This is a genomic window from Microbulbifer mangrovi (genome assembly GCF_002009015.1).
In the GTDB taxonomy this organism is placed as follows: domain Bacteria; phylum Pseudomonadota; class Gammaproteobacteria; order Pseudomonadales; family Cellvibrionaceae; genus Microbulbifer; species Microbulbifer mangrovi.
This window is the reverse complement of the sequence record NZ_LZDE01000280.1, coordinates 1-23,134: the sequence shown is the minus strand read 5'-3', so window position 1 is coordinate 23,134 and position 23,134 is coordinate 1. Positions and strand designations below refer to the sequence as shown.

The window sequence follows — 23,134 nt, the reverse complement described above, 5'->3', positions numbered from 1 at the left end:
TTTGATAACGACTTATTACGTGGATAAAATATACCAGAAATCATGGTACGAATGACACAGGATCAAGCCATTGCCCCCCAACACTGCACCGACCGGGCGCACCCCAACGGAAATTGCCCGCCAACTACCTCGCGCCATGAGCGAACTACATCGCCTGGCAGGTGACTTGAAGCAGGCGCTGGAAGGACTGCAACAGGAAACCCGGCCATGGGAAAGCTTTTTGCTACAGCCCACATTCGCGATCGACGCCGCCGCTTTGCTACAGGGTAATTTCGAGGCGCCACACGCACTTGCCGCCAGTCTGTTCGCACAGCTCGATTACAGTGAAGAGACCTGCGCTGGCGACGCGCGCAATACCCTTCAGATCCCCGGTCTGCTGGCCGTTCCCGCACGAACAATAGCCGTTGCGCAGGAACTGAATCACGCCAAACTTGCTATCCAGCAGCTCACTACAGAGTTCAAACGTCTTCTATCAGACCGCCCTATTCTCGAGCGCAACGAGCGATTGCGCGATACGCTTGCCGATGCAGGCTACCCCCGGGCACACCTGCGTCAGTGCTACCGACAGATTCTTCTGTGCGCAGATACCCCCGACGCCATCGCCTTGAGCTGGGTAAAAGCGCGCAAATCTATCCGCAAGGTGACGGTACAGTGGTGCGACAAGAAGCTGGTGCAATTGGATCCACTGGGGGAGGACGCCGGCATCCAGTATCAACGGCAGATTCTCGCCGACCTGCCCCCGAGCCAGCACGAGCTGCTGCGCCAGGTTCAGGTACAGAGCCGCCCCAACCTCCAGGCGGCGGAGATCTTCTACGATGACAATGAGAAGGAAGGACAGCGCTATCGCCAGATCGGCTATTCGGCCATGCCAGTGTTGGTAAGGAGCGATGACTCCGGTCGCCTGCCGGAGTTTACCCGGGTCGAACACAACCCCCCGGCCAGTCGCAGACGGCAGCGCAGAGATCTGAAAATTGCGCCGCAACCACTGCTACCAGCGTTACGCGTGCACCTGTATGGCAAGACCTGAACTTGCTGGCGCCCAGAAATCGCTCTCAGGCGTTGTCGAGAAAGGCAGCCAGTTTGTTCGCGGCATCATCTATTGCCAGACGGCATTCGGCCAGCAAAGGGGAACTGCGCTCCTCCAGCACATTGAAATCGTCACTTTGTACAAGCGCCTGCAGTGTCTTTTCTGCCTGCAACCGGTGAGCGATTACCCCTCGCACCCTATCTTCAGCAAACAGGGTCTCCAGACGCTGCTGAAGCTGCTCTGCAGTCTCCTTATCCCTGTCCGGCTCGCTTGGCAACTCTCCTTCGGACCTGAGCTCCCGAGCTAGCTGCAACGCAAGCTTTGACCGCTCACGGGCAAGCGATTTGCAGATTTCACTGGCGGCGGGATCCTGCAAAAAACCCGCGGTGTACTCGTACAGGTCCGCACTTTCCTGCATGGCCAAATGCAGATCATTGAGCGCTACCTGACGATCGCTGCGCATCAAACTCATCGTAATTTCACCTTTCAAGCAAAGGGGACGTTTTCGGGACCAGCATTTCGATCGCTGACGACTTTACTGAAAAACTGGCGGGCGACCTGGTAACAGGCTCACCATCCGCATGGATCTCCATGGCCGAAGGTTGCGTCTCCACGTAAAGGTCATGCGCAGACAATGAAAATGTCCGCCTCGCCAGGTCATGTCGCCCGCCGCGCAGCAATGGTGCAAGTGTAAGCAACTCCCAAGTCGTCTGCGGGCGAAGACTGTAGAGATGTAATAAATCGTCGTCGATACTCGCCGATTGATCAACCACATTGCCGCCACCGTAAAAGCGACCATTACCCACAGCCAACTGTATGGAGCGCATAGCATACTCTCTGCCATCCGCACGAATGCGAAGCTTGAATTGCCGGTGCCGGGCCAGCGCGGAGGCGAACGCTTTCAAGTAACTGAATACCCCCCACCGCTGCTTCACTTCTGGCGTCAGCTCTTCTGTCACCTTCACACCCAGGCCGAGATTCGCCACATTGAAAAAAAAGTGCTCGTTGACAACACCCAGATCCACCTGGACGAACATACCGTCACAGATGGCATCAAAGGCTTGATCCAGATTTTGAATTCCCAAGGATCTCGCCAGGTCATTTGCGGTGCCGAGAGGAAGAATGGCGACAGGCAGGCCACTGTCGAGCAGTGCGGGTATACAGGAACTGATCGTCCCGTCGCCACCGCCGACAATTACCAGGTCCACCTCAGTTCCCCGCTCGCGAATCGCCTCGCAGGACTGCGCCGGCGACTTAGACTCCACTTGCTCGAGGCTAACACCCGATTCTTCAAGACGCGCCAGGCCGGCGTCCAGATCTGCGTGACCGCCCTGCCGGCTCGCTGGGTTCAGGATCAACATCGCACGACGCTGGGACTCAGAATGCGGTTCAGATTGCTGACTGATAAGACAACTCCCTACCTGTTATCCGGCCCATCAGGCCATCTGCAGCCCTGGTGCAACGAAACGCTGGTAATACGCCAGTGACAGCGCGAAAAAATCCTCGTCGATACGTCTTCGCAATTCCAAAAGAGGCACACCGCGCGCCACAGGTGTTGCGCGCAGTCCGTAGAGAGAGGGATCATTGATCTGGCTGGCCCCGGCGCGCAACAACTCAAATACCCAGCAATAGGGGTTCTGATCTTCATTGAAGCGGATCTGTTGGTGGCGCATCTGTGTCAGAAGCAGGTTCTGATCGACGATTTCGAGCTGACTGCGCACCGCATTTGCAAGATAACCGTCACGGCGCTCGGCTATGATCCGGCGCTGCTCTTCTGAGTAGGCATTCCAGTCGATCACTTCATGGGCAAAGCGCTTGCAGCCGCGACAAACATTGTCGCCAATACCGGTGGAACAGACACCGATGCAGGGCGTGCGTACTTTTTTGTAGATCGCCATGAAGCGGAATTACCTCGTCGTCCGGTCGGGCCAATAAAACATGTGAAATGAGGTCGCAGAGGATAGCATTTTGCGTGGCGTATTCGTCCCCCGATTTTGAAGCGAGCACCATTCACGCAATGGATATAGGGCGCGACAAATGCGATTGATTCGCACTTGAGAAACGATCAAAACGCGACCTTTATTTATCTTATGAATGCCGATGATTGGCGTAAGTTATTGATTTTTCAGCGAACTTAACAGGGATATCTGTTTCATTGTAGAATTCGCCACCCGCTTCCAGCGGCCATCGATGTAAATCGGGGTTCGGTTGGCGAATTATCCGCATCCGGATTCCTGGAAAGCTGTTGGTTTTACCCCACACACAAGAGGGAATTATCCGTGCTTGAAGCCTATCGCAAACACGTCGCCGAGCGCGCCGAACAAGGTATCCCACCCAAGCCCCTGAACGCCGAGCAGGTTGCCGGCCTGGTTGAACTGCTGAAAAATCCGCCCGCCGGTGAAGAGCAGGAACTGCTGGACCTGATCACCAACCGCGTACCGCCGGGTGTGGACGAGGCCGCTTACGTAAAAGCCGGTTTCCTCAGCGCCATCGTCAAGGGCGAAGCGGAGTCCCCGCTGATCGACAAAGAACACGCCACTAAACTGCTGGGCATGATGCTGGGCGGCTACAACATTGCCACCCTGGTAGACCTGCTGGACGACAAAGACCTGGCCGAACTGGCAGGCGAGCAGCTGAAAGGCACCCTGCTGATGTTTGACGCATTCCACGATGTGGAAGAGAAAGCCAAAGCAGGCAACGAAGTGGCCAAGGACGTGATCAAGTCCTGGGCCGAGGGTGAGTGGTTCACCAAGCGCAACAAAGTGCCCGAGAGCATCAAGGTTGCGGTCTTCAAGGTCACCGGTGAAACCAATACCGACGACCTGTCCCCTGCCCCCGACGCTTGGTCCCGCCCGGATATCCCCCTGCACGCACGCGCCATGTACAAGATGACCCGTGACGGCCTGGAGCCGGAAGAACACGGCGTTACCGGCCCGATGAAGCAGGTCGAAGAAATTCAGAGCAAAGGCCTGCCGGTTGCCTTCGTTGGCGACGTGGTCGGTACTGGCTCTTCCCGTAAATCTGCCACCAACTCCGTACTGTGGTTCTTCGGCGACGATCTGCCGGGTGTCCCGAACAAGAAAGGCGGCGGCATCTGTATCGGCGGTAAAGTAGCGCCGATCTTCTACAACACCATGGAAGATGCCGGCGCACTGGTATTTGAAGCACCGGTCGACGACCTGAACATGGGCGACATCATCGAGATCCGCCCGTACGAAGGCAAAATTCTGTCCGAAGACGGCAAGGTACTGTCCGAGTTTGAACTGAAGTCCGACGTACTGCTGGACGAAGTGCAGGCCGGTGGCCGTATCAACCTGATCGTCGGTCGCGGCCTGACCACCAAGGCCCGCGAATCCCTGGGCCTGGAAGCGTCTGACCTGTTCCGCAAGCCGGAGCAGCCGAACGACACCGGTAAGGGTTTCACCCTGGCTCAAAAAATGGTCGGCAAGGCGTGTGGCGTTGAAGGCATCCGCCCAGGCACCTACTGCGAGCCGAAGATGACTACCGTCGGTTCCCAGGACACCACTGGCCCGATGACCCGTGACGAACTGAAAGACCTGGCGTGCCTCGGCTTCCAGGCCGACCTCACCATGCAGTCTTTCTGTCACACTGCGGCCTACCCCAAGCCCGTTGATATCGACACCCAGCACACCCTGCCGGACTTCATCATGAACCGCGGCGGTGTTTCCCTGCGCCCGGGTGACGGCATCATCCACAGCTGGCTGAACCGCATGCTGCTACCGGACACGGTCGGTACCGGTGGTGACTCCCACACCCGCTTCCCGATGGGCATCTCCTTCCCGGCCGGCTCTGGTCTGGTTGCGTTTGCCGCAGCTACCGGCGTTATGCCGCTGGACATGCCGGAATCCGTACTGGTGCGCTTCAAAGGCGAAATGCAGCCGGGCATCACCCTGCGTGACCTGGTACATGCCATCCCCTACTACGCTATCCAGGAAGGCCTGCTGACCGTCGAGAAAAAAGGCAAGAAGAACATCTTCTCCGGCCGAATCCTCGAGATCGAAGGTCTGGATAACCTGACCGTAGAGCAGGCATTCGAACTGTCCGACGCCTCTGCAGAGCGTTCCGCTGCCGGCTGTACCATCAAGCTGCCGGAAGACGCCATCTCCGAATACCTGCGCTCCAACATCACCCTGCTGCGCTGGATGATCGCCGAAGGTTACGGCTCCAAGCGCACCCTGGAGCGTCGTGCACGCGCCATGGAAGAGTGGCTGGAGAAGCCGGAGCTGATGAGCGCCGACGCCGACGCCGAATACGCTGCCGTGATCGAAATCGACCTGGCGGAAGTGAAAGAGCCGATCGTTTGCTGCCCGAACGACCCGGACGACGCCAAACTGCTGTCTGACGTTGCTGGCGACAAGGTAGACGAAGTTTTCATCGGTTCCTGTATGACCAACATCGGTCACTTCCGTGCAGCCGGTAAACTCCTGCAGCAGCACAAAGGTGGCATCTCCACCCGCATGTGGATCTCTCCGCCCACCAAGATGGACGAGCACCAGCTGATGGAAGAAGGCTACTACAACATCTACGGCGCATCCGGTGCTCGCACCGAAATGCCGGGATGCTCCCTGTGCATGGGTAACCAGGCACGCGTAGCCCCGAACAGCACCGTACTGTCCACCTCCACCCGTAACTTCCCGAACCGTCTGGGCGATGGTGCCAATGTGTACCTGACCTCTGCGGAGCTGGCCTCTGTAGGCGCCATTCTGGGTAAACTGCCGACTCCGGCGGAATACCAGGAATACGCACAGAACCTGAACTCCATGTCCGCGGAAATCTACCGCTACCTGAACTTCGACCAGATTGAGGAATTCCAGAAATCTGCCGAAGACGGTAAGCGTATTGCCGCTACTGAGATTCAGGATGTTGCTGTTTAAGTGACAGACTGAGGTTCAGAAAGCCCCGCTCGCGAGAGTGGGGCTTTTTTGTTTTTACTCCGTCAACTTAAACCTGCCACCCTAATGTTTGTAAGACGAAAGATACTCAGGAAACACCATGGAATTGAGCTGGGCCATCAATAGTGGGACAGATCCCTTTGCAGCAGCGGTGGGGGATCACACACAATACACAATCCATTTTTCTGAATTCAATGGCACTTCAGATAATGAAGTACAGCAAACAATCAATGCGTGTGTAGATAGGGCCTGCGCGCTCTTGGAGAAAAATATTCGGGACGATTCCCGGTACCTTCTTTTTGAGTGGGATGTGGTCTACTCGATGCTGACGATCGTCGTCACTGACGACGCAAAAGAACATGATTCACAATATGTGGTGAAGTGTCAGCTGGCAGCCATCGACAAAAACCTAGCGCCTGAAAATGGGCAACCGGATAGCGAATGGGAATCTCGAGTATCGGAATTTGCCGAGGATGTTCAATACTGGATTAAAGACTACCTGACCACCTGCGCACCCTTCTTGCGCTACTCCCTAATCGCGGCATTCCATCGGGAATCCAGAGAAAACTGCACACTATTGTGAAAGAAGCAGACTATTTGGGGCCGATACAACCAGCGCTCACCCTCTATCTTCCACACCGCCCCGCGGGCCTGGATGAATTGGTCGCCACACCGGATGCCGGCCGGTTAATGGAAAACAACTCCAACCACTGGCGGAAGATCGTGACCTTGCTGGCGAAGATTGCCAGCCCGCAGGAAGAGTGGCGCAGCTTCAGGGACGGTGAATTATTTGAGAGCGCGGCACTGTGCTTTTCACCGCGCCTGCGGAATGTGCGGGGGTGGCACTGGATAGGAGGTAAGGAGAACCTGCATCGTTTCAGCATCGAAGGCCTGAATGCAAAACCTTTGATAGGTGCGCCAGAAGTTGCGCTTGACGTAGAGAAACGTCTACTTTTGACACCCTACCCCGACTACCGCCAGCTCAGTAATGCAACGGTAGCTGAGATTCGCAAAGCGCTGGACCACACGGGGTTTTATTCGGGGGCTAGGGGCTACTCGCGATAGCAGCCCCAATTGCGCTACAAGAGGACTTTAAGGCACCCGCTTCATGCCTTAGCGACGGGAGAGCGTTGACCCGCGCGAATCCAATCCAGCGAGGATGCGCTTCATTTCATCCGCCTCTTCCTGCACTTTTTTGGCCTTTTCCGCGGCTATGCGCGCTTTTTCGGCCTCGATACCCGCTTTGATCGCGCGCTCTTTCGCGGCGCTACCGGTGCGACCAGTGGCCAGTTTTTCTTTTACGGGCTTGCTGGTTTTCGGTTTGGTGGATGTACTAGTCGACGGTTTTACGCGGCTCGCGCGGGGCTTTGGCTTGGGGGCCAGTGCAGACTTGGTGGTACCAGGCTTTACGGTTTTGATACCAACCAGGCTTTTGGCATTCAGGGAATCCAGGGCTTCCTCCACCATCTCCTGCAACTCCATGCGGTCTTCCGCTACGGCAAACAGGCTCGGGGTAAAGGCCGACGCGCCGAATTTCTTCAGCTCGTCAAAGAACGGATGATCGATGCCCAATGAAACTGCGGCCTGGATCTGCTGAAAACGGGCTTCCGGGGTCATACCTTCCCGTCCGGTGCCCACCCATACTTGATCCGTGTCTTCATTAGTCAGGGTAAATACGATCATAGAGCCTCAGTCAACCTCTTTAAATTCAGATACGCGAATCAGGTGGTGAGCCGCGGGTTCGCTCTAACCTGCCCCACCAAAAGGCCGCGCATTCTAATGATTTAAAAGGAAATGTGCAGACTTGACTTGCGAATTCGACTCGTTACATTTGCTCCGGAATATTTATCACTACGAAACCATGAATCTGCCCTATTTCCTCGGCTGCCCGCAATGGCAACACCCGGCGTGGAACAGCCGCTTACCAGCGGGCGCAAAACCGCTCGAACGCTACAGTCAGGTGCTCAACTGTGTAGAAGGGAATACCACGTTCTACGCAACCCCGACTCAGGCGCAATGTGCGCTGTGGCGTAGCCAGGTTTCCAGTGAGTTTCGTTTCCTGCTCAAGTTCCCGCGCAGTGTGACCCACGAGCACCTAATGGCCCCGCCGGGAAAAATGGTGCAAGAATTCCTGGAGATCGTATTGCCGCTAAACGACGTACTGGGTCCGTTTCTCCTGCAGTTGCCGGCCGCCTTCGGCCCACAGCATCTGGACAACCTGTGGCGCTTTATGGACAGGCTGCCCTCGCCCTTCACTTCTACGGTGGAAGTCCGCCATCCTGCATTTTTCCAGAAAGGTGACGCCGAGCGCGTACTGAACCGGGGATTGCGAGAACGCAACTGCGCCCGTGTGTGCCTGGACAGCCGCGGTCTGTTCGCGGCAAAGGCAGATAGTCCGTCGATAATTGACGCCCAGCGCAAGAAACCGAATGTACCGGTACACCTGCTGCCGGTAGATGCCCCACCGGTTATCCGCTATATCGGACATCCGGACCTGGATAGCAACCGGGAATACCTGGCCCCCTGGGTAGAGCGTGTTGCCAGCTGGATCGAGCAAGGCGTACGACCGTTCGTATTTATCCATATGCCGGACAACGGGGATGCGCTGAACCTGGTCACCCTCTGGAGCACAATGCTGAACGAGCGACTACCCGAGACACCGCTTTTACACTTCAACGAAAAACAGCCCCAGATGGGGCTGTTCTAAATCACTGGCACCGCTTACGGCTTACGCCAAGCCGCGATACCAAGTCACTCCTGCACTGCTATATCTTCCAGGTTTCCCCAAGGCTCCAGCGCAATCTCCTGTGGACCATTCCAGATGATAATAGGCAGTGGGTTTTCAGAGACGTAGCCTTCGAAGGTGGTATCGCGAATGACATCCTGTGAAGCAACTTCGAACACGAGAAGTTCTGCAAACATGACCTTGCTATCGTACTTGAGGATGTCGGCGACCTCCCCCCAGTACACGAAGTCATTCGCTTCCATCCAGGTGGTTGTGGGGGCCGTGCGCAACAGTTCGGATACGGGAGGTGTATCAATCGACACTTCAACCTCGATCCCCTCTTCCAGGTCCAGAACCTCTACCTGAATACCGCTCTCCAGGTCAGCGCTATACGTAAAGAGATCTGATGGTGGCTCGATTAATTGCTGCAGTCCTTCCGGTGTACTCAGGTCCAGCCCGGGTGTATACCGCTCGAGAGCGCCAACCGCATCAAAACCACCGATATTGGTTTGCGCCTCCAGAACACTGAATCGCGGTTTCGGATCCTCTTCCGATGGGTTGATCACATACGTGGACCACTCCGCACGATAACCACTGATGTTCTGCCCTACGGATTCATATACGTTCAGAGATACGGCATAGACCGGCTTAAGCTGCTCCGGATAGAAGCGCATTCTCGCCAACTCAAAGCCGTCCGGCAGAAACTCTTCCTCAAAGGCTTTAACTTTTTGCGGGGCGATTTCAAAATTAATGAAAATGGTCTGAGGATTGGCACGAAGGCTGAAAAACAGTTTCGGACGCTCTTGGCCTTGTAGAATGCTCAGCCCTTGATATAGATCCAGTAAGCCGAAGTACAGGGTTGGGATTTCCTGAGGAGGGAGAGCTCCCACACTCTGAAACAACTGGGCAAATACCAGGCTTGGTTCAACACCAGCAAGAACACACCCCACAAGATTTGAAAATAGCTGTGAGCTATTCAAGGCCGGTGCGCCACAGGCACCCGGACCTCCACTAGTAACCGTTATCGGCGCAGTTACAGGCTGCACGAGGAATTCGGCTTTGGTATCTGTGACCAGTGCACTCGCTCCAGTCTTCAGGTACTTGCTCCAACTAAAGGTATTACCAACAAAAGTACGACGGGTATTTGCCAAAGAAACACCGCCGCTTACGGAACTGCCATCGTAAAAATATTTTGCGGCAGCACCCGCTGGGGCAAACTGTAATTCACTTGCATCGAGAAACGCTTCCGAGAGACGCGACCTGAGCGCGCCTCTTTGTCGATATTTTGCATTCCACTCCAGGCTACCCTCTGCCGTATAGAGACTGCCACTCCATATACCGGCGTCATGCTCCACTGTCAAACTGCTGGGGATACTAGTAGAGAGCTGTAGTAACTCAACGCCGGGCTGGGCTTTGAAACTGGAGAAACGGTATAGACGGGGGGTGCTGTCTCCAGGGAGTGCAACGAATGTCTTGAATTCGAGTTTTGCGCCGTCTTCTGCACGGGACGTGTTACCTATATCGGCTATCACGTAGAAACGCTTGGGATACAAGATGTCCAGTATACGGGTCAAGCCTCTCTGTTCTGCACTCTCCCGAAATATTGCCGCCAATGCCTGGTCACCTTTCACGGTGATCGGGTACACGCTCGCCAGCTGGAATGGTGGCGCCAGTCCGATTTCCTGAGCAAAGCTCTCTGCGTACTTTTCATGAATTTCCCATACGATCAAGCCCCGCTGCTCAACCTCGAGCGGGAATATGGGGGGCTCTGCACCGGAAATCGTGGTCTGCTGAAAGGCCGCTGCGAGACGACTACCTCCGAATACACCGCTCCGGATTTCTGTCAGTATCTGCTTTTCCTCGGCAGAAATTGCCACCGCCTGTAAATGTGTGGTCAAAAACGCCAAAGCAGAACAGACGGCCATCACCCACTTCACAATCCATTTCTTCATACTTCCTCCAGGAAGTCGTCGCGCCCACCATGGCAAGCCTCAAGCCGCCTGATTTTAAAAAGCTTCACTAGAAAGTGTAGGTAACCGCCGCAAAGCCTTTGATGACATAGTCGTCACCGACGATCGGACTATCGGAGATGTCATCACCGAGATATTCCGCATTCACATCCAGCACCAATCGCCAGTGCTCAGTGATTTCCAGCATGCCGCCAATCCCCCCTTCCAGCGTCACGGTACTGCCGACATCGTAGGCGGGGCGGCCAGGCATTACTGCCCAGGCCGGCACACCAAAGTCGTAGTTGGCTAGATCACTGCTCAACCAGTTCAGCCCGATGGAAGGTCCCCAGCTGACATTACCGGTCTGGAATCCTTTCGAAAGCCGCAGCTCGGCGGTACCGCCACCAAAGCGGTCTAGCACATCGTGCTGATAGCGAAAGTCCACGTCGATACGATTGGGGCCGTCGTACACCAGCCCCACACCGGCCATCAGCGTACTGTCCCGGTCACCGAGCCCCGCCAGTATTGGGCTGTCGTTCTCTTCATAGGCACCAACACGGTAGGTGGCGTTGACGGCAAAGCGGAAAGTATCGCTACCCCAGAGACCGTAGCGCAGGCTCGGCCCGACCCACTGCAGCCGCTCACCGAAATAGGTGATCGCGGGGATCACCTGTGCCACAGTGGAATCAGAGCCCACGTAGGGACTGCTGCGCCCAATGACGCCGATCCCTAATCCCCACTGGCCGGAATCTCCCAGAACCTGATACATCTCGATATCGATGGATTTGGTCTCATTCTCCGCAAGAATGAAACTTGCACGCTGGAAGCTGGGCGGCCCTTTGGGACGGTAGCCATTGGACAAGCCAATCGGCTCCTTGGGGATGCCGATAAAGGTTCTGTCCAAAGCCCGATTGCCATTGCGGTCAGCGTAAACAAGCAGTGCGAAAGCCCCGGGGGGCAAATCTTTGAGCTGGTAACGTCCGTCAGAATCCACCGCCAATCGGGTCTCCCAGCGAGGGCTGCGGAAATCACCGAATGCATCTGGGTTGTCATATACCTGAAATACCAGTTCGCCTTCGGCTGGCGCATTCGCTACGCGCACGTCCAACTCGGCGGCGCTGGCAACGCCGGCAAAAACCAAGGCGAATATTGAGCAAAGTCTGACCGTCATTTTTTTCATCTGGGTTTTACATCCTGTCCGGCTTCCAATTAAGTACTACGCAAAAGCAACATAAGTGGATCATCACCCCCAACACAGAAACAGGCGACCCGAGGGCCGCCTGTCTCTCATACCTGTGACTCAAAGATAGCCACTGGATTACCGTGCCGTACTTTTTACAATCCAGTACACAATCAATCTCAACCTCAATCTCAATCGAATCGATCCAGGTTCATCACTTTTGCCCAGGCATCGACGAAATCGTTGACGAACGCCTGATCGGAATCTGCCATGGCGTAGTATTCCGCTATCGCACGCAACTCGGAGTTGGAACCGAAGATTAGGTCAACCGGTGTAGCGGTCCACACCACCTTACCGGTTTTGCGATCTTTACCTTCGTAAATGCCTTCACCCTGGGACGACTTGGACCACTCGGTGCCCATGCTGAGCAGGTTCACAAAGAAATCATTGCTCAAAGTTCCGGGTTTATCGGTCAATACCCCGTGCTTGGCGTTACCGGCGTTCGCTCCCAGAGCCCGCATACCGCCAACGAGTACCGTCATTTCGGGCACGGTCAGGGTAAGCAGATCCGCACGATCCACCAGCATTCTGGTCGGGGACACGGAGTTGCCTTTTGCGTAATAGTTGCGGAAGCCATCGGCCATGGGCTCCAGCCAGCTGAAAGACTCGACATCGGTCATTTCCGCCGTCGCATCGGTGCGTCCGGGCTTAAAGGGTACATGTACATTGTGCCCCGCTTTTTTGGCCGCCTCTTCAATGGCCGCGTTACCCGCCAACACGATGGTGTCGGCGAGCGAGACCTGTTTGCCGAATCCTTGCTGGATAGACGCCAGCTTGCTGAGCACTTTGCTCAGTTCCTGAGGATCATTCACCGGCCAGTCTTTTTGAGGCGCCAGTCGAATTCGTGCACCGTTGGCGCCACCACGCATATCGGAGCCGCGGAACGTGGAAGCCGAAGCCCAGGCGGTCCGCACCAGCTCGGGAATGGTCAGCCCGGAAGCCAGTATCTCCTTTTTCAGCTTGAGCACATCTGATTCTGCCAGCGGCGGGTAATCTGCAGCGGGCAACGGATCCTGCCAGAGCAGATCCTCTTTAGGCACTTCCGACCCCAGATAGCGCGCCTTCGGACCCAAATCGCGATGGGTCAGCTTGAACCAGGCGCGCGCGAATGCGTCCTCCAACTCTTTCGGATTTTTGTGGAAACGCTCAGAAATCTTCCGGTAGGCAGGATCTTCCTTCAAACTCAGATCTGTAGTCAGCATGATTGGCGCATGACGCTTATCTTTCAGGTGCGCGTCCGGCACCATATTGGCAGCATTCGGGTCTGTAGGTATCCAGACTGTGCCGCCTCCCGGCGATTTGGTTTTTTTCCACTCGAACTTGAACAGGTTATCGAGGTAGTTGTGGCTCCACTGCGCGGGAGTTATCGTCCAGGCGCCCTCCAGGCCGCTGGTGCCAGTGTCTTCGGCATTACCCTTACCGCACTTGTTTTTCCAGCCAAACCCCTGCTGCTCAATGGATGCAGCCGCAGGCTCCTTACCGATACAGTCCGCTTTTACCGCACCGTGCACTTTGCCAAATGCATGGCCGCCGGCAATCAATGCCACCGTTTCCTCGTCATTCATGGCCATGCGACCAAATGAGAGCCGAATTTTTTCTGCCGCCAACTTCGGATCCAGACTATGACCCGGCCCTTCCGGGTTCACGTAGATCAGTCCCATCACCGTGGCGGCCAGCTGGCGGTCGAGCTTTTTGCCCTTAAAGCGCTTCTCGTAGTCCAGCATCTGGGTTTCCGGGCCCCAGTACACCGTCTCCGGCTCCCAATCGTCTTTACGGCCACCGGCGAAGCCAAACGTCTTGAAGCCCATGGACTCCAGCGACACATTGCCGGTCAGGATCATCAGGTCGGCCCACGACAGCGACTTGCCGTATTTCTGCTTTACCGGCCACAGCAGGCGCCGCGCCTTATCCAGGTTGGCGTTATCTGGCCAACTGTTTAGGGGATCAAACCGCTGCTGACCACCACCTGCGCCGCCGCGCCCGTCACCCACCCGATAGGTACCCGCGGAATGCCATGCCATCCGGATCATTAGCGGGCCATAGTGCCCGTAATCTGCAGGCCACCAGTCCTGGGAGGTAGTGAGCGCCTTTTCGATATCCTTCTTGACTGCATTCAGGTCCAGGCTGTTGAACGCCTTGGCGTAATCAAAGTCCTCATCCATGGGGCTGGAGGATTTGCTGTGATCGCGCAGCGGCGAGAGGTCCAGCTGATCCGGCCACCAGAAGCTATTGGGTTTTGGCTCACCCGGCATGGGCTTTTCTTGTGCATGGATCGACACGCTGGTGGAGAGTGTCGCTACCGTAATGGCAATGGCGGTGCATAGGGGAATCGTTTTTTTAATCATCGGTGTGCCTCCTGAGGGACAGCGAGCGTAATCGGGAACCGTTTGGTTCTGACTATAGGCACTGGCACACACCTTGTTGCCACAAGATGAACACTCCCACGCCAACGGACGCATCTAAACCCCAAAATATGAACGCGGTTGGATTCGCACGGCTATTGGCCCCACCATCGATAAAGCCCACAAATCACCCTTATTGCTTTTGCTTATCCATGAGCCATGAATCCCGCCGAGCTCACGGCGTCCGGTTACTACACTAGCCAGATACTTTTGCCGATTTTCCTCTATGTGGTTCACCAGATTTCTCGCCATTGCACTCGCCGTGAGTCATTCGGCACACGCCGCGGATAAAACGGCAGCCCCCATTGCCGTAGAGGCGGTGGTGGCGCTCGAGCAACCACTGGTGGAGGAAGTGCCCGTCACCGGTACCATCAACCCCCTGCGGCAAGCTTTGCTATCAGCGGAAGTCGCTGGGCTGATTCAGGCTATTCATGCGGATATCGGCGACAAAGTCGAGAAAGGCGCCCCACTGCTGGACCTCGACCCGGAACTCAGAAGCATCAGCCGCGATGCAGCGCTCGCAGAAGTGGCGCGGGTACGGGAGACGGTGGCAGATAGCCGCCGGCGTCTGGCGGAATTGGAGCGTCTGGTGGGCGACGATCATGTGGCGGAGACCGAGGTGGAGAACCTTGCCTCGGAAGTACGCGAGCGCAGCGCTCAGCTGCAGGCGGCCCAGGTGGAAACCGAACGCCTGAGTGCCCTGCTCCGCCGACATCAGGTAGCAGCACCATTTTCCGGAACGGTCAGCCTGCGCGAGGTGGATCTGGGGGAATGGGTGGAGCCTGGCACCGCATTATTCGAGCTGGTCGACACGGATTCCCTGCGTGCGGACTTTCAGGTGCCGCAACGCTACTACTCACGCATTCGTCCGCAAACGGAAACTCGGATTAAGCTCGACAGCGGCGAATCATTCACCACCCGGGTGGAGCACAAGATTCCGGTAAGTCGCAGTGGTAGCCGCACGTTCCTCCTGCGCACCTTGTTGAGCTCAGCAGTGGACTCAAGCGGCCAGCGGACACAGCTGATCCCCGGCATGTCCGCCTCAGCGGTGCTGCAGCTGAAAAGCGACCAGCAAGGGATCGCCGTGCCACGAGATGCCGTGCTGCGCTATCCCGATGGACGCATCACCGTGTGGGTAGCCGCACCGGGCAGCCAGTGGGACAAAGTGACCGCGGTCAATGAGCAGCTGGTGACCACCGGACTCAGCTTTAACGGCATGATCGAAATCAAAACCGGAATTGAGGCTGGCCAGCGCGTGATCGTGCGCGGTAACGAGAGCCTTCAAGCTGGGCAAAAGGTCGTACTCAAGCACGCAGTCACCGTAAACCGCAGATCAGAAGGCCACTGATGTTCGAGCAGATCATCAAGAACGGCATTCTCGTCACCGTCACGGTACTGATCATCGCCATTCTCGGCCTGGTAGCAGCCTTCCGTATTCCCGTACAGATGATTCCCGATCTGGAGGTGCGCACCATCTCCATTCGCACCAGCTGGCCAGGTGCCACACCACAGGATATTGAAAAAGAGATTCTGATCGAGCAGGAAGAGTACCTGCGCAACATTCCCTATTTACAGGAGCTTCAGTCCACTGCCGACCTGGGCTCTGCGGATATCGAACTGGAGTTCCCGTTCGGCGTGGACATCCTCGAAACCCAGATCCGCGTCAACAATGCGCTTACCCAGGTGCCCTCATACCCTGAGAATGTGGACGAACCCCGGGTCTATGCCACCTCGTTTTCCTCCAATGCCTTCATGTATTTCCGGGTATCCCCCCTGCCGGACAATCCGCGCGGGCTGGACATGGACATGCTGCGGGATTACGTGGAAGACAATGTACGGCCGCGTATGTCTGGTGTCCCCGGCGTGGCACAGGTGGATGTCGGTGGCGGCGCTGAGCGACAGATCCAGATACGCCTGCAGCCAGAACGGCTGACAGAGCGCAACCTGACGCTCACCGAGGTGCGCGAAGCCATCCGTGCGCGCAACCGGGATATCTCCGGGGGTGAGGTGGAGAGTGGCAAGCGCCGCTATTTGCTGCGCACCCTGGGGCGATTCAAAGACCTGCAGGAACTCCGCGCCCTGATCCTGCGCCGTGACGGTGACAGCCTCGTGCGCCTCGGTGAGGTGGCGGACATCTCACTCGATCATTTCAAGATCCGCAGGAGTGCTTTCGTCAACGGCCAGCCGGCGATCTTCCTGTCGGTGCGCCGCGAGAGCGGCTCCAATGTCATTGATATCAAGCGGGCGATGATGCAGGAAGTTGAACGTATCAATCGGGAGCTGCTGGAACCCCAGGGCATGAATATGGCGCTGACCGCCGACGATGTGGGTTACGTGGAAGCCTCCGTATTCAATGTGTGGAAGAATCTTGCGCTGGGCGCCCTGCTCGCCACCGCCATCATGTACGGGTTTCTGCGTTCGTTCCGCGCCACTGCGCTGGGCGTGGTAGGTATACCCATCTGTACCATTGCGGCATTTATCGGATTGCTCGTTGCCGGGCGCACCATCAACGTCATCTCCCTTGCCGGCGTGGCCTTCTCCATCGGTATGACGCTGGATAACAGTATCGTGGTACTGGAAAGTATCGAGCTGGAACGCCGCCGCGGGCTGGATCGATTGCAGGCGGCCATTAGCGGCGTGCAGAAGGTGTGGCCCGCTGTACTGGCTTCCACCCTCACCACGGTCATGGTGTTCCTGCCAGTGGTGTTTATCGCCGAGGAGGCCGGGCAGCTGTATTCGGATATCGCCATCGCCATTTCCGCGTCCATTCTGGTGTCCATGCTGGTGGCGATTACGGTAATACCCACTGCCAGTGCGCGACTGAAGTTCGACGGGGCGCTCAGTCAACCTGCCGCTGACAACCTGGAACACAGCAGACTGCGCCATGGCGTCGTGGACAGGATTCAATGGCTGCTCACATCGCCTATCAGACGTATTTACTGTATCGGCATCACCGTGGCTACCAGCCTCGCCATCGCCCTGCTGCTGACACCGCCAGCTGAGTACCTGCCGGAAGGGGAAGAAGCCAAAACCTTCGCTTACATGAATGCGCCCCCCGGCTACAACCTCGCCACCATGAAGAAAATTGGACTGGAGATACAGGACTACTTCATGCCGTTTGTGGAACCGGAAACACGCGACGGTAAGCAAAAAGAAGTGACCGGGGAAGAAGCGGGCAACATAGCGGCGAACAACACAGAAGCGGCCAAAATACCGGCCATGAAGTATTTCATCCTAAGCGTGTCCCCCCAGAACCTGCGCATCATTGCGGAGACCAAAGACCCGCGCGACATCGATGAGTTGATGACGGCCATCGTACGCAAGTACGAGCAATACCCCGGAATGCGTGCCTTCGCCACCCGCGGTTCGATTATCAGCAGCAACGATGGCGGTACCCGCAGTGTCAACCTGGACATTTCCGGAGCCAACCTGGCCGACCTCTACCAGGTCGCGCGCACAGCCTACAGTCGCGCCAAGGAAATCTTTGACGACCCCAACATCCAGACCCAGCCGGGCAGCCTGTCACTGGCCCAGCCATTGCTGGAAGTAAAACCCAGGTGGACACGCGCCGAAGAAGTGGGCATGAGCGCGGAGGATATCGGTTTCGCGGTCGCCGCACTGACCGACGGTGCTTTCGTCAATGAATTCTTCCTCGACGATGACAAGATCGATATCTACCTCTACAACCAGCAGGGCCCGGAGGCCACCGTCGAGACCCTGGAGCAGATTTTCATCTACACCCCCACCGGTGCAGTCCTGCCACTTTCTGAACTGGCCCACATTGAGGAAACCGTCGACACCGCCACCGTGCGCCGTATCGACGGCCGCCGCACCGTGACCCTGAATATCATTCCACCGCGCTCTGTTGCCCTGGAAACCGGTGTGGAAGCCGTGCGCACGGAGCTTGTGCAGTACATGCGCGAAAACGGCCAGGTACCCCTCGGGGTTTCCCTGGACATCTCCGGGGCCGCCGACCAGCTGGATGCCACCCGCGCGTCACTCGGCAGTAACTACCTGGTGGCACTCGCCATCATCTACCTGCTGATGGTGGCCATCTTCAGCCACTGGGGTTACCCGCTACTGATCATGACCACCATTCCGCTGGGAATTGCCGGCGGCATTGCCGGTCTGGCACTGCTGAACCTGGTGGGCGCAGCCCTGCGCAGTATGGGTTTTGAGGGCGTGCACCAACCCTTCGACATGATCTCCATGCTCGGCTTCCTGATCCTGATGGGCACGGTGGTCAATAACCCCATCCTGATCGTGCACCGGGCCGTTGCCAATGTGAAAGAAGATGGAATGAAAGCCGTTGAAGCAGTGCAGGAGGCGGTAGACTCACGCCTGCGCCCTATCGCCATCTCCACGTTGACGACGATTTTCGGCCTGGCACCACTGGTATTCTTACCCGGCGCGGGCACCGAGCTGTATCGGGGGGTTGGGGTTATTGTGATGGCCGGGATTATCGGCGCTATGGTCGTGACGTTGACGACCTTGCCGGCGTTGACAGTGATCGTGCTCAACTGGCACGAGCGGCTCTCGCAAACACCTCAGCCACACAAGCGCGGCCAAAATCGTGGTGGGACGTAATGCAGGAAGGTATCAGAAATCTGAGCCAACTGCTCATTCAACTTGAGCGGCTCGCCACCGAACACGATCCGGTAACCCTGGGCCAGGTGCTTGAGGCGTTGGGGCAGCGCTCCTTCGCGCCGCTAATTCTCGTTGCTGGGCTGATACTCTTTTCACCGCTATCGGGAATTCCTGGCGTACCTACGCTGATGGGGCTGACGATATTGGTCACATCGGTGCAAATGCTCTTGTTGAGGCGCCACCTATGGCTTCCACAGTGGCTGCTCAGAAAGTCCATCTCCGCAACCAGATTCCTGCGTGTGGTGCACTGGCTACAGCGGCCAGCGGTCTCTATTGACCGCTGGCTGCAGCCCCGCCTGTCTTTGCTGGTGCATCGTGGCGGAAGCTACCTGATCGCGCTGGTGAGCACCGCCATCGGCTTGGCGCTGCCCGCCATGGAAATACTGCCCTTCTCCGCCACCCTTGCCGGGCTTGCTCTTACCCTGTTTGGGCTCGCCCTGGTTGCTCAGGACGGCCTCACAGCGCTGATCGCACTGGGCGTTACGGTACTGATCGCAGCATTCACATTATGGTTGTGGCTGTAGGGAACCTCTTCCTTCCGGGACACTGACCAGCCGCACATCCCGCTGCGGGAACGGGATCTCAATATTGTGTTCCTGAAGTGTCTCCAGAATTGTCAGCAACAGGTCACCGCCAACCCGGTTGCGACCGTCGTCGATCCCCTCCATCCAGAACTCGACAAACATGTTCACCCCATTGTCACCAAAGCTGTCGATTTCGCAATCGGGGCGCTCTTCAATCGGAAGGTCAGGCCCACTCAGCACCTGCGGATGCTGCGCAACCGTCTCCTTGATGATTTCAACCAGCGCGCGGACATTGGTGCCATAGCCCACGCCAAAATCTACCCGGTAGCGTTGCTTTTTATTTTTGTGGGTCCAGTTGATAAATGCATTGGACACAAACTTTTCGTTCGGTACCACCACATCTTTTCCGTCGAAGGTCTCCAGTGTGGTCGAGCGCATGTTGAGCTCCGTCACCCGCCCCTTGCGCCCATCTTCCATCTCGATGTAGTCGCCGACAGTGACCGATCGATCGAGAATAATGATGATGCCGGAGATGAAGTTCGAGGCGATGGTCTGCAGGCCAAAACCGATACCGACACCAACCGCACCACCGAACACTGCCAGAGCCGTCAGATTGATCCCCATCAGCTGCAATAGCAGGAGGGCAATCACCACGAACAGGCCGATTTCAAACAGTTTGGCCGCAACCTCACGCGTGCGAACATCCAGCGTTTCCTGCTTGCGGATAATGGTCTGCCCAGTGGAGTTGGAAATCCGCCCGAGCCAGAACAGCAGGGAACCGAAGATCGCGGTGCGCACTATCCCGTACGCCGTCAGGCGGATATTGCCAATCTGGACCGCCATGGAATCCAGCACCCGCACCACATCCCCGAGCGCACCGAGCACATACAGAAACAGTATCGGCATGCCCACCCACAAAAACATCTTCGCGACCGTGGTATTGCCAATCACTGTACGCACGAACGAGTGGAACAACAGGACGAGCGCAACCGCCAGGGCAAACTGCAAAAGCCAGTTATTGCCGTTGACCAGAGGAAAAAAAGCCGTAGACACTTTTAACAGCACAATCGCCAGCAGTGGAAACAGCAGCTTTCCGCAGCGAAACAGAAGTACACGCAGGGGCTGGTTTTCGGGACTTGCCGGTGCGGCGGACAATGCCGGGAGAAGTGTTACGACGCGCCGGGCAGCAACCCAGGCGAGCGCGTACACAAGGAGTATGATCGCGATCTGACTCAGTGCATCAGGGGAAAAAAGGGAAGCCTCCCATTCCTCCCAGTGGTTAAGGAGCCGAGTTTCTGTGTCCATTGCCGAGGTCCAGATAAATGTCCAGATAAACCTTTTTCTACCAGGCCCGGCGAAAACCAGCGGGGCACTGAAGCTGAATCTGGACATTTAAACATGGTGAGGGCGCGCTTGTATCAAACCTTCCGCACATAGCGCCTCGCACGCCCCCTGGGCAATTCGACCTACTCCACAGTCTCCACACTAGCCGCGGTAGTCGCATCATCGGGGAGATTGCCGATATCCGGCTGGCGCCGGCGGCGAGTTTTCGCCGGAATCATGCCGCGCATGGCTTCCAGCTTGCCGAAACATAATAATTTGTCGTTTGGCTCCAGCACGCGGTCATGACGCGGATTGGGGATGATCTTGGAGCCCCGGTACAGGGTCAACACGTTGATATCGTGCTCGTCCAGCTGTGTGCCAGCAATGGTTTTGCCGACAAACTTGGAGCCTTCCGGAATATAGATTTCGCTCACCCCGTAACCCCTGCTCACTGTGAGCCGCTGTCGCACATCGATCTCTGGGAAATCCACCTGCGCGGCAATGTATTCGATCACCGCACCGGCCACATCGAGGCCTGTGCAGGTCTCGATACCCTCCAGCCCCGGCGAGGAATTCACCTCCATAATCTGCGGACCACTCTCACTCTCCAGCATATCCACACCGGCCACCTGTAACCCCATGATCTGGGTCGCACGCACCGCCGTGTCGATGTACTCCTGCGGCAGGTCCACCGGCTCTGCAATGCCGCCCCGGTGCACGTTACTGCGGAACTCCTGTCCCTGGGCCACGCGGCGCATCGCCGCTACCACACGGTCGCCCACAACGAAGGCCCGAATATCCCGACCCTTGCTCTCGGCAACAAATTTCTGGATCAGGACATTCTGCTTTTGAGCCTGCAACAGCTCGATGATCGCTTCTGCCTGCTTGACCGTGTCTGCCAACAACACGCCGACACCCTGCGTCCCCTCGTTTAACTTGATTACTACCGGTGCGCCCCCCACACGCTCTATCGCCGGCAGCACATCTTTCTTGTTGTGCACAAATGTCGTACGCGGGATACCGATTTGATGCCGGCTGAGCAACTGCAGGCTCCGCAGTTTGTCGCGCGAGTTGTTAATGCCGTGCGCCGTATTTGCACAGAAAACATCCATTTCCTGAAATTGACGAACGACCGCTGTGCCGTAGTAGGTGATCGAAGCACCAATCCTTGGGAGTACCGCATCGAAGTCGGCGATGTGCTTTTGCCGGTAGTACAGGTCCGGGGCACCGCGTTCCAGATCAATGGCGAATTTGAGGGTGTCCAGCACACTGACATCGTGTCCGCGGTTCACTGCAGCCTCCTCCAGGCGCAGAGTGCTATAGCATTTGGGGCCACGGGAAAGGATCGCGAGTTTCATTTTTTGTCCTTTGTGGAATGGGGCTAGTGAGAATCGAGTTTCCTGCCAGTGCTCACAGGTCAAATCTACCCGACAGAATCAGCAAGCCGCAGGGTACATATCGCATCGATGGATGAATTCCATAACTTATCATTTTTGTCGAGGCCCGTTCATCGAGAGGGCCCAACTAGGCAGCATAGACCACTGCCACGCAGACGAAAGCCGCAAAACCTATCTCACACACCCCATCGATAGAAAAGAACAATCACGAGCATTTAAATCAATTATTTTTATCAAAGATAGTTAGCTAATAGTATTTCTCCCGTACCCGATAACCCACGCCCGAAACACAGGGCAAAATTTCTCTCAGGAGATAAGGAAATACCATGGCTAACTATATCAACAGCGAAATCAAACCGTTCAACGCCAAGGCTTACCAGTCTGGCGACTTCTTCGATGTGTCTGACGCGGACCTGAAAGGCAAGTGGTCTGTGGTCTTCTTCTACCCGGCCGACTTCACCTTCGTGTGCCCGACCGAACTGGGTGACCTGGCAGACAACTACGCGGAATTCCAGAAGCTGGGTGTAGAGATCTACTCCGTATCCACCGATACCCACTTCACCCACAAAGCGTGGCACGACACTTCCGACACCATCGGCAAGATCCAATTCCCGATGATCGGCGACCCCACCGGCACCATCACCCGCAACTTCGGTGTGATGATCGAGGAAGAAGGCATCGCCGACCGCGGCACCTTCGTCATCGACCCGGAAGGCAAGATCCAGATCGTTGAGATCAACGCGGGCGGTATCGGCCGCGACGCCCAGGACCTGCTGCGCAAGATCAAGGCTGCCCAGTACGTTGCCGCCCACCCGGGCGAAGTGTGCCCGGCCAAGTGGAAAGAAGGTGAAGAAACCCTCGCTCCTTCCCTGGACCTCGTAGGCAAGATCTAAATATCCAAGCGGGTCGCCAGGCCCGCCATCCCCTGAACTGAGTTCAGTGGCGGTGCCGCTACCGGGGGCAGCTTTGTGAGACACGCCGTAAACC

18 protein-coding genes and 1 pseudogene are annotated in these 23,134 nt (G+C 56.7%); 9 read left to right on the top strand and 10 right to left on the bottom strand.

Translation table 11 applies throughout. From position 1 onward, the window contains the following. Positions 1 to 70: 70 nt before the first annotated feature. Positions 71 to 1,027 carry a hypothetical protein gene (locus tag B4U49_RS06665; RefSeq protein WP_239692495.1) on the top strand — a complete coding sequence of 319 codons (957 nt, stop codon included), beginning with the start codon at positions 71 to 73 and terminating at the stop codon, positions 1,025 to 1,027. Between the two features lie 25 nt (positions 1,028 to 1,052). Here B4U49_RS06665 and B4U49_RS06660 read toward each other — a convergent pair whose 3' ends face one another. Genes B4U49_RS06660 through B4U49_RS06650 form a run of 3 tightly spaced genes read right to left on the bottom strand, consistent with a single transcriptional unit; the run spans position 1,053 to position 2,925 of the window. After that, positions 1,053 to 1,499, bottom strand: a complete 447-nt coding sequence (locus B4U49_RS06660; RefSeq protein ID WP_078083796.1) for a hypothetical protein — start codon at positions 1,497 to 1,499, stop codon at positions 1,053 to 1,055. A gap of 7 nt (positions 1,500 to 1,506) precedes the next feature. Then, positions 1,507 to 2,433, bottom strand: coding sequence for a lipid kinase (locus B4U49_RS06655; protein ID WP_275078279.1), 927 nt, complete (start codon positions 2,431 to 2,433; stop codon positions 1,507 to 1,509). 30 nt (positions 2,434 to 2,463) lie between these two features. Beyond that, a complete protein-coding gene (locus tag B4U49_RS06650; RefSeq protein WP_078083794.1) occupies positions 2,464 to 2,925 on the bottom strand; it encodes a DUF1289 domain-containing protein in 462 nt (153 codons plus the stop codon). Between the two features lie 381 nt (positions 2,926 to 3,306). Between B4U49_RS06650 and acnB the strand changes: the two genes are divergently transcribed. The 3 genes from acnB to B4U49_RS06635 all read left to right on the top strand — a co-directional run bounded on the left by acnB (position 3,307) and on the right by B4U49_RS06635 (position 7,005). Next, a complete protein-coding gene (gene acnB, locus B4U49_RS06645) occupies positions 3,307 to 5,922 on the top strand; it encodes a bifunctional aconitate hydratase 2/2-methylisocitrate dehydratase (RefSeq protein ID WP_078083793.1) in 2,616 nt (871 codons plus the stop codon). 118 nt (positions 5,923 to 6,040) lie between these two features. Beyond that, complete coding sequence (locus B4U49_RS06640) at positions 6,041 to 6,523, top strand: hypothetical protein (protein ID WP_078083792.1); 483 nt, start codon at positions 6,041 to 6,043, stop codon at positions 6,521 to 6,523. Beyond that, positions 6,520 to 7,005: a DUF6942 family protein gene (locus B4U49_RS06635; RefSeq protein ID WP_078083791.1), complete on the top strand. Its 486-nt coding sequence runs from the start codon at positions 6,520 to 6,522 to the stop codon at positions 7,003 to 7,005. The genes B4U49_RS06640 and B4U49_RS06635 overlap by 4 nt, the downstream gene beginning before the upstream one ends. Before the next feature lie 48 nt (positions 7,006 to 7,053). Here B4U49_RS06635 and B4U49_RS06630 read toward each other — a convergent pair whose 3' ends face one another. Continuing rightward, positions 7,054 to 7,623: a GIY-YIG nuclease family protein gene (locus tag B4U49_RS06630; RefSeq protein ID WP_078083790.1), complete on the bottom strand. Its 570-nt coding sequence runs from the start codon at positions 7,621 to 7,623 to the stop codon at positions 7,054 to 7,056. Between the two features lie 178 nt (positions 7,624 to 7,801). Here B4U49_RS06630 and B4U49_RS06625 point away from each other — a divergent pair, with 178 nt between their 5' ends. Further along, positions 7,802 to 8,647 carry a DUF72 domain-containing protein gene (locus B4U49_RS06625; RefSeq protein ID WP_078083789.1) on the top strand — a complete coding sequence of 282 codons (846 nt, stop codon included), beginning with the start codon at positions 7,802 to 7,804 and terminating at the stop codon, positions 8,645 to 8,647. Positions 8,648 to 8,691: 44 nt separating this feature from the next. On the opposite strand, the gene B4U49_RS06620 is transcribed toward B4U49_RS06625, so the two are convergent. The 3 genes from B4U49_RS06620 to katG form a co-directional block, all read right to left on the bottom strand. Then, positions 8,692 to 10,617 carry a hypothetical protein gene (locus tag B4U49_RS06620; protein ID WP_078083788.1) on the bottom strand — a complete coding sequence of 642 codons (1,926 nt, stop codon included), beginning with the start codon at positions 10,615 to 10,617 and terminating at the stop codon, positions 8,692 to 8,694. A gap of 67 nt (positions 10,618 to 10,684) precedes the next feature. Beyond that, positions 10,685 to 11,785: a MipA/OmpV family protein gene (locus B4U49_RS06615; RefSeq protein WP_158078568.1), complete on the bottom strand. Its 1,101-nt coding sequence runs from the start codon at positions 11,783 to 11,785 to the stop codon at positions 10,685 to 10,687. A gap of 200 nt (positions 11,786 to 11,985) precedes the next feature. Beyond that, positions 11,986 to 14,199 (bottom strand): catalase/peroxidase HPI, encoded by a 2,214-nt coding sequence (gene katG / locus B4U49_RS06610; RefSeq protein WP_078083786.1) that lies wholly within the window; start codon positions 14,197 to 14,199, stop codon positions 11,986 to 11,988. Positions 14,200 to 14,482: 283 nt separating this feature from the next. Between katG and B4U49_RS06605 the strand changes: the two genes are divergently transcribed. From B4U49_RS06605 to B4U49_RS06595, 3 genes are read left to right on the top strand one after another with little or no spacing between them, the layout of a single operon-like run. Then, positions 14,483 to 15,604, top strand: a complete 1,122-nt coding sequence (locus tag B4U49_RS06605; protein WP_078083785.1) for an efflux RND transporter periplasmic adaptor subunit — start codon at positions 14,483 to 14,485, stop codon at positions 15,602 to 15,604. Next, entirely contained in the window at positions 15,604 to 18,843 is a 3,240-nt protein-coding gene (locus B4U49_RS06600; protein ID WP_078083784.1) for an efflux RND transporter permease subunit, read from the top strand. The genes B4U49_RS06605 and B4U49_RS06600 overlap by 1 nt, the downstream gene beginning before the upstream one ends. Continuing rightward, the gene (locus tag B4U49_RS06595) at positions 18,843 to 19,427 is read left to right on the top strand and encodes an exopolysaccharide biosynthesis protein (RefSeq protein ID WP_078083783.1); all 585 of its coding nucleotides are present in this window, start codon (positions 18,843 to 18,845) and stop codon (positions 19,425 to 19,427) included. Before B4U49_RS06600 ends, B4U49_RS06595 begins: the two co-directional genes overlap by 1 nt. Here B4U49_RS06595 and B4U49_RS06590 read toward each other — a convergent pair. From B4U49_RS06590 to B4U49_RS06585, 3 genes and pseudogenes are all read right to left on the bottom strand, one after another. Further along, positions 19,410 to 20,732 (bottom strand): mechanosensitive ion channel family protein, encoded by a 1,323-nt coding sequence (locus B4U49_RS06590; protein ID WP_078083782.1) that lies wholly within the window; start codon positions 20,730 to 20,732, stop codon positions 19,410 to 19,412. The two genes, B4U49_RS06595 and B4U49_RS06590, sit on opposite strands and share 18 nt — an antisense overlap. Positions 20,733 to 20,893: 161 nt before the next feature. After that, positions 20,894 to 21,184, bottom strand: coding sequence for a cation:proton antiporter regulatory subunit (locus tag B4U49_RS19345; RefSeq protein ID WP_239692496.1), 291 nt, complete (start codon positions 21,182 to 21,184; stop codon positions 20,894 to 20,896). Then, positions 21,185 to 22,108, bottom strand: a pseudogene (locus B4U49_RS06585) (ATP-grasp domain-containing protein); the annotation flags it as partial. A 365-nt stretch (positions 22,109 to 22,473) separates the two neighbouring features. Here B4U49_RS06585 and ahpC point away from each other — a divergent pair. Beyond that, positions 22,474 to 23,040: an alkyl hydroperoxide reductase subunit C gene (ahpC, locus tag B4U49_RS06580; protein WP_078083780.1), complete on the top strand. Its 567-nt coding sequence runs from the start codon at positions 22,474 to 22,476 to the stop codon at positions 23,038 to 23,040. Positions 23,041 to 23,134 lie beyond the last annotated feature (94 nt).

Coding starts and splice junctions, on each gene's coding strand:
- B4U49_RS06620 (WP_078083788.1), bottom strand. CDS start 10,617: ATGAAGAAATGGATTGTGAAGTGGGTGATGGCCGTCTGTTCTGCTTTG.
- B4U49_RS06660 (WP_078083796.1), bottom strand. CDS start 1,499: ATGAGTTTGATGCGCAGCGATCGTCAGGTAGCGCTCAATGATCTGCAT.
- B4U49_RS06630 (WP_078083790.1), bottom strand. CDS start 7,623: ATGATCGTATTTACCCTGACTAATGAAGACACGGATCAAGTATGGGTG.
- ahpC (WP_078083780.1), top strand. CDS start 22,474: ATGGCTAACTATATCAACAGCGAAATCAAACCGTTCAACGCCAAGGCT.
- B4U49_RS06595 (WP_078083783.1), top strand. CDS start 18,843: ATGCAGGAAGGTATCAGAAATCTGAGCCAACTGCTCATTCAACTTGAG.
- B4U49_RS06650 (WP_078083794.1), bottom strand. CDS start 2,925: ATGGCGATCTACAAAAAAGTACGCACGCCCTGCATCGGTGTCTGTTCC.
- katG (WP_078083786.1), bottom strand. CDS start 14,199: ATGATTAAAAAAACGATTCCCCTATGCACCGCCATTGCCATTACGGTA.
- B4U49_RS06615 (WP_158078568.1), bottom strand. CDS start 11,785: ATGACGGTCAGACTTTGCTCAATATTCGCCTTGGTTTTTGCCGGCGTT.
- B4U49_RS06640 (WP_078083792.1), top strand. CDS start 6,041: ATGGAATTGAGCTGGGCCATCAATAGTGGGACAGATCCCTTTGCAGCA.
- B4U49_RS06605 (WP_078083785.1), top strand. CDS start 14,483: ATGTGGTTCACCAGATTTCTCGCCATTGCACTCGCCGTGAGTCATTCG.
- B4U49_RS06600 (WP_078083784.1), top strand. CDS start 15,604: ATGTTCGAGCAGATCATCAAGAACGGCATTCTCGTCACCGTCACGGTA.
- B4U49_RS06590 (WP_078083782.1), bottom strand. CDS start 20,732: ATGGACACAGAAACTCGGCTCCTTAACCACTGGGAGGAATGGGAGGCT.
- B4U49_RS06625 (WP_078083789.1), top strand. CDS start 7,802: ATGAATCTGCCCTATTTCCTCGGCTGCCCGCAATGGCAACACCCGGCG.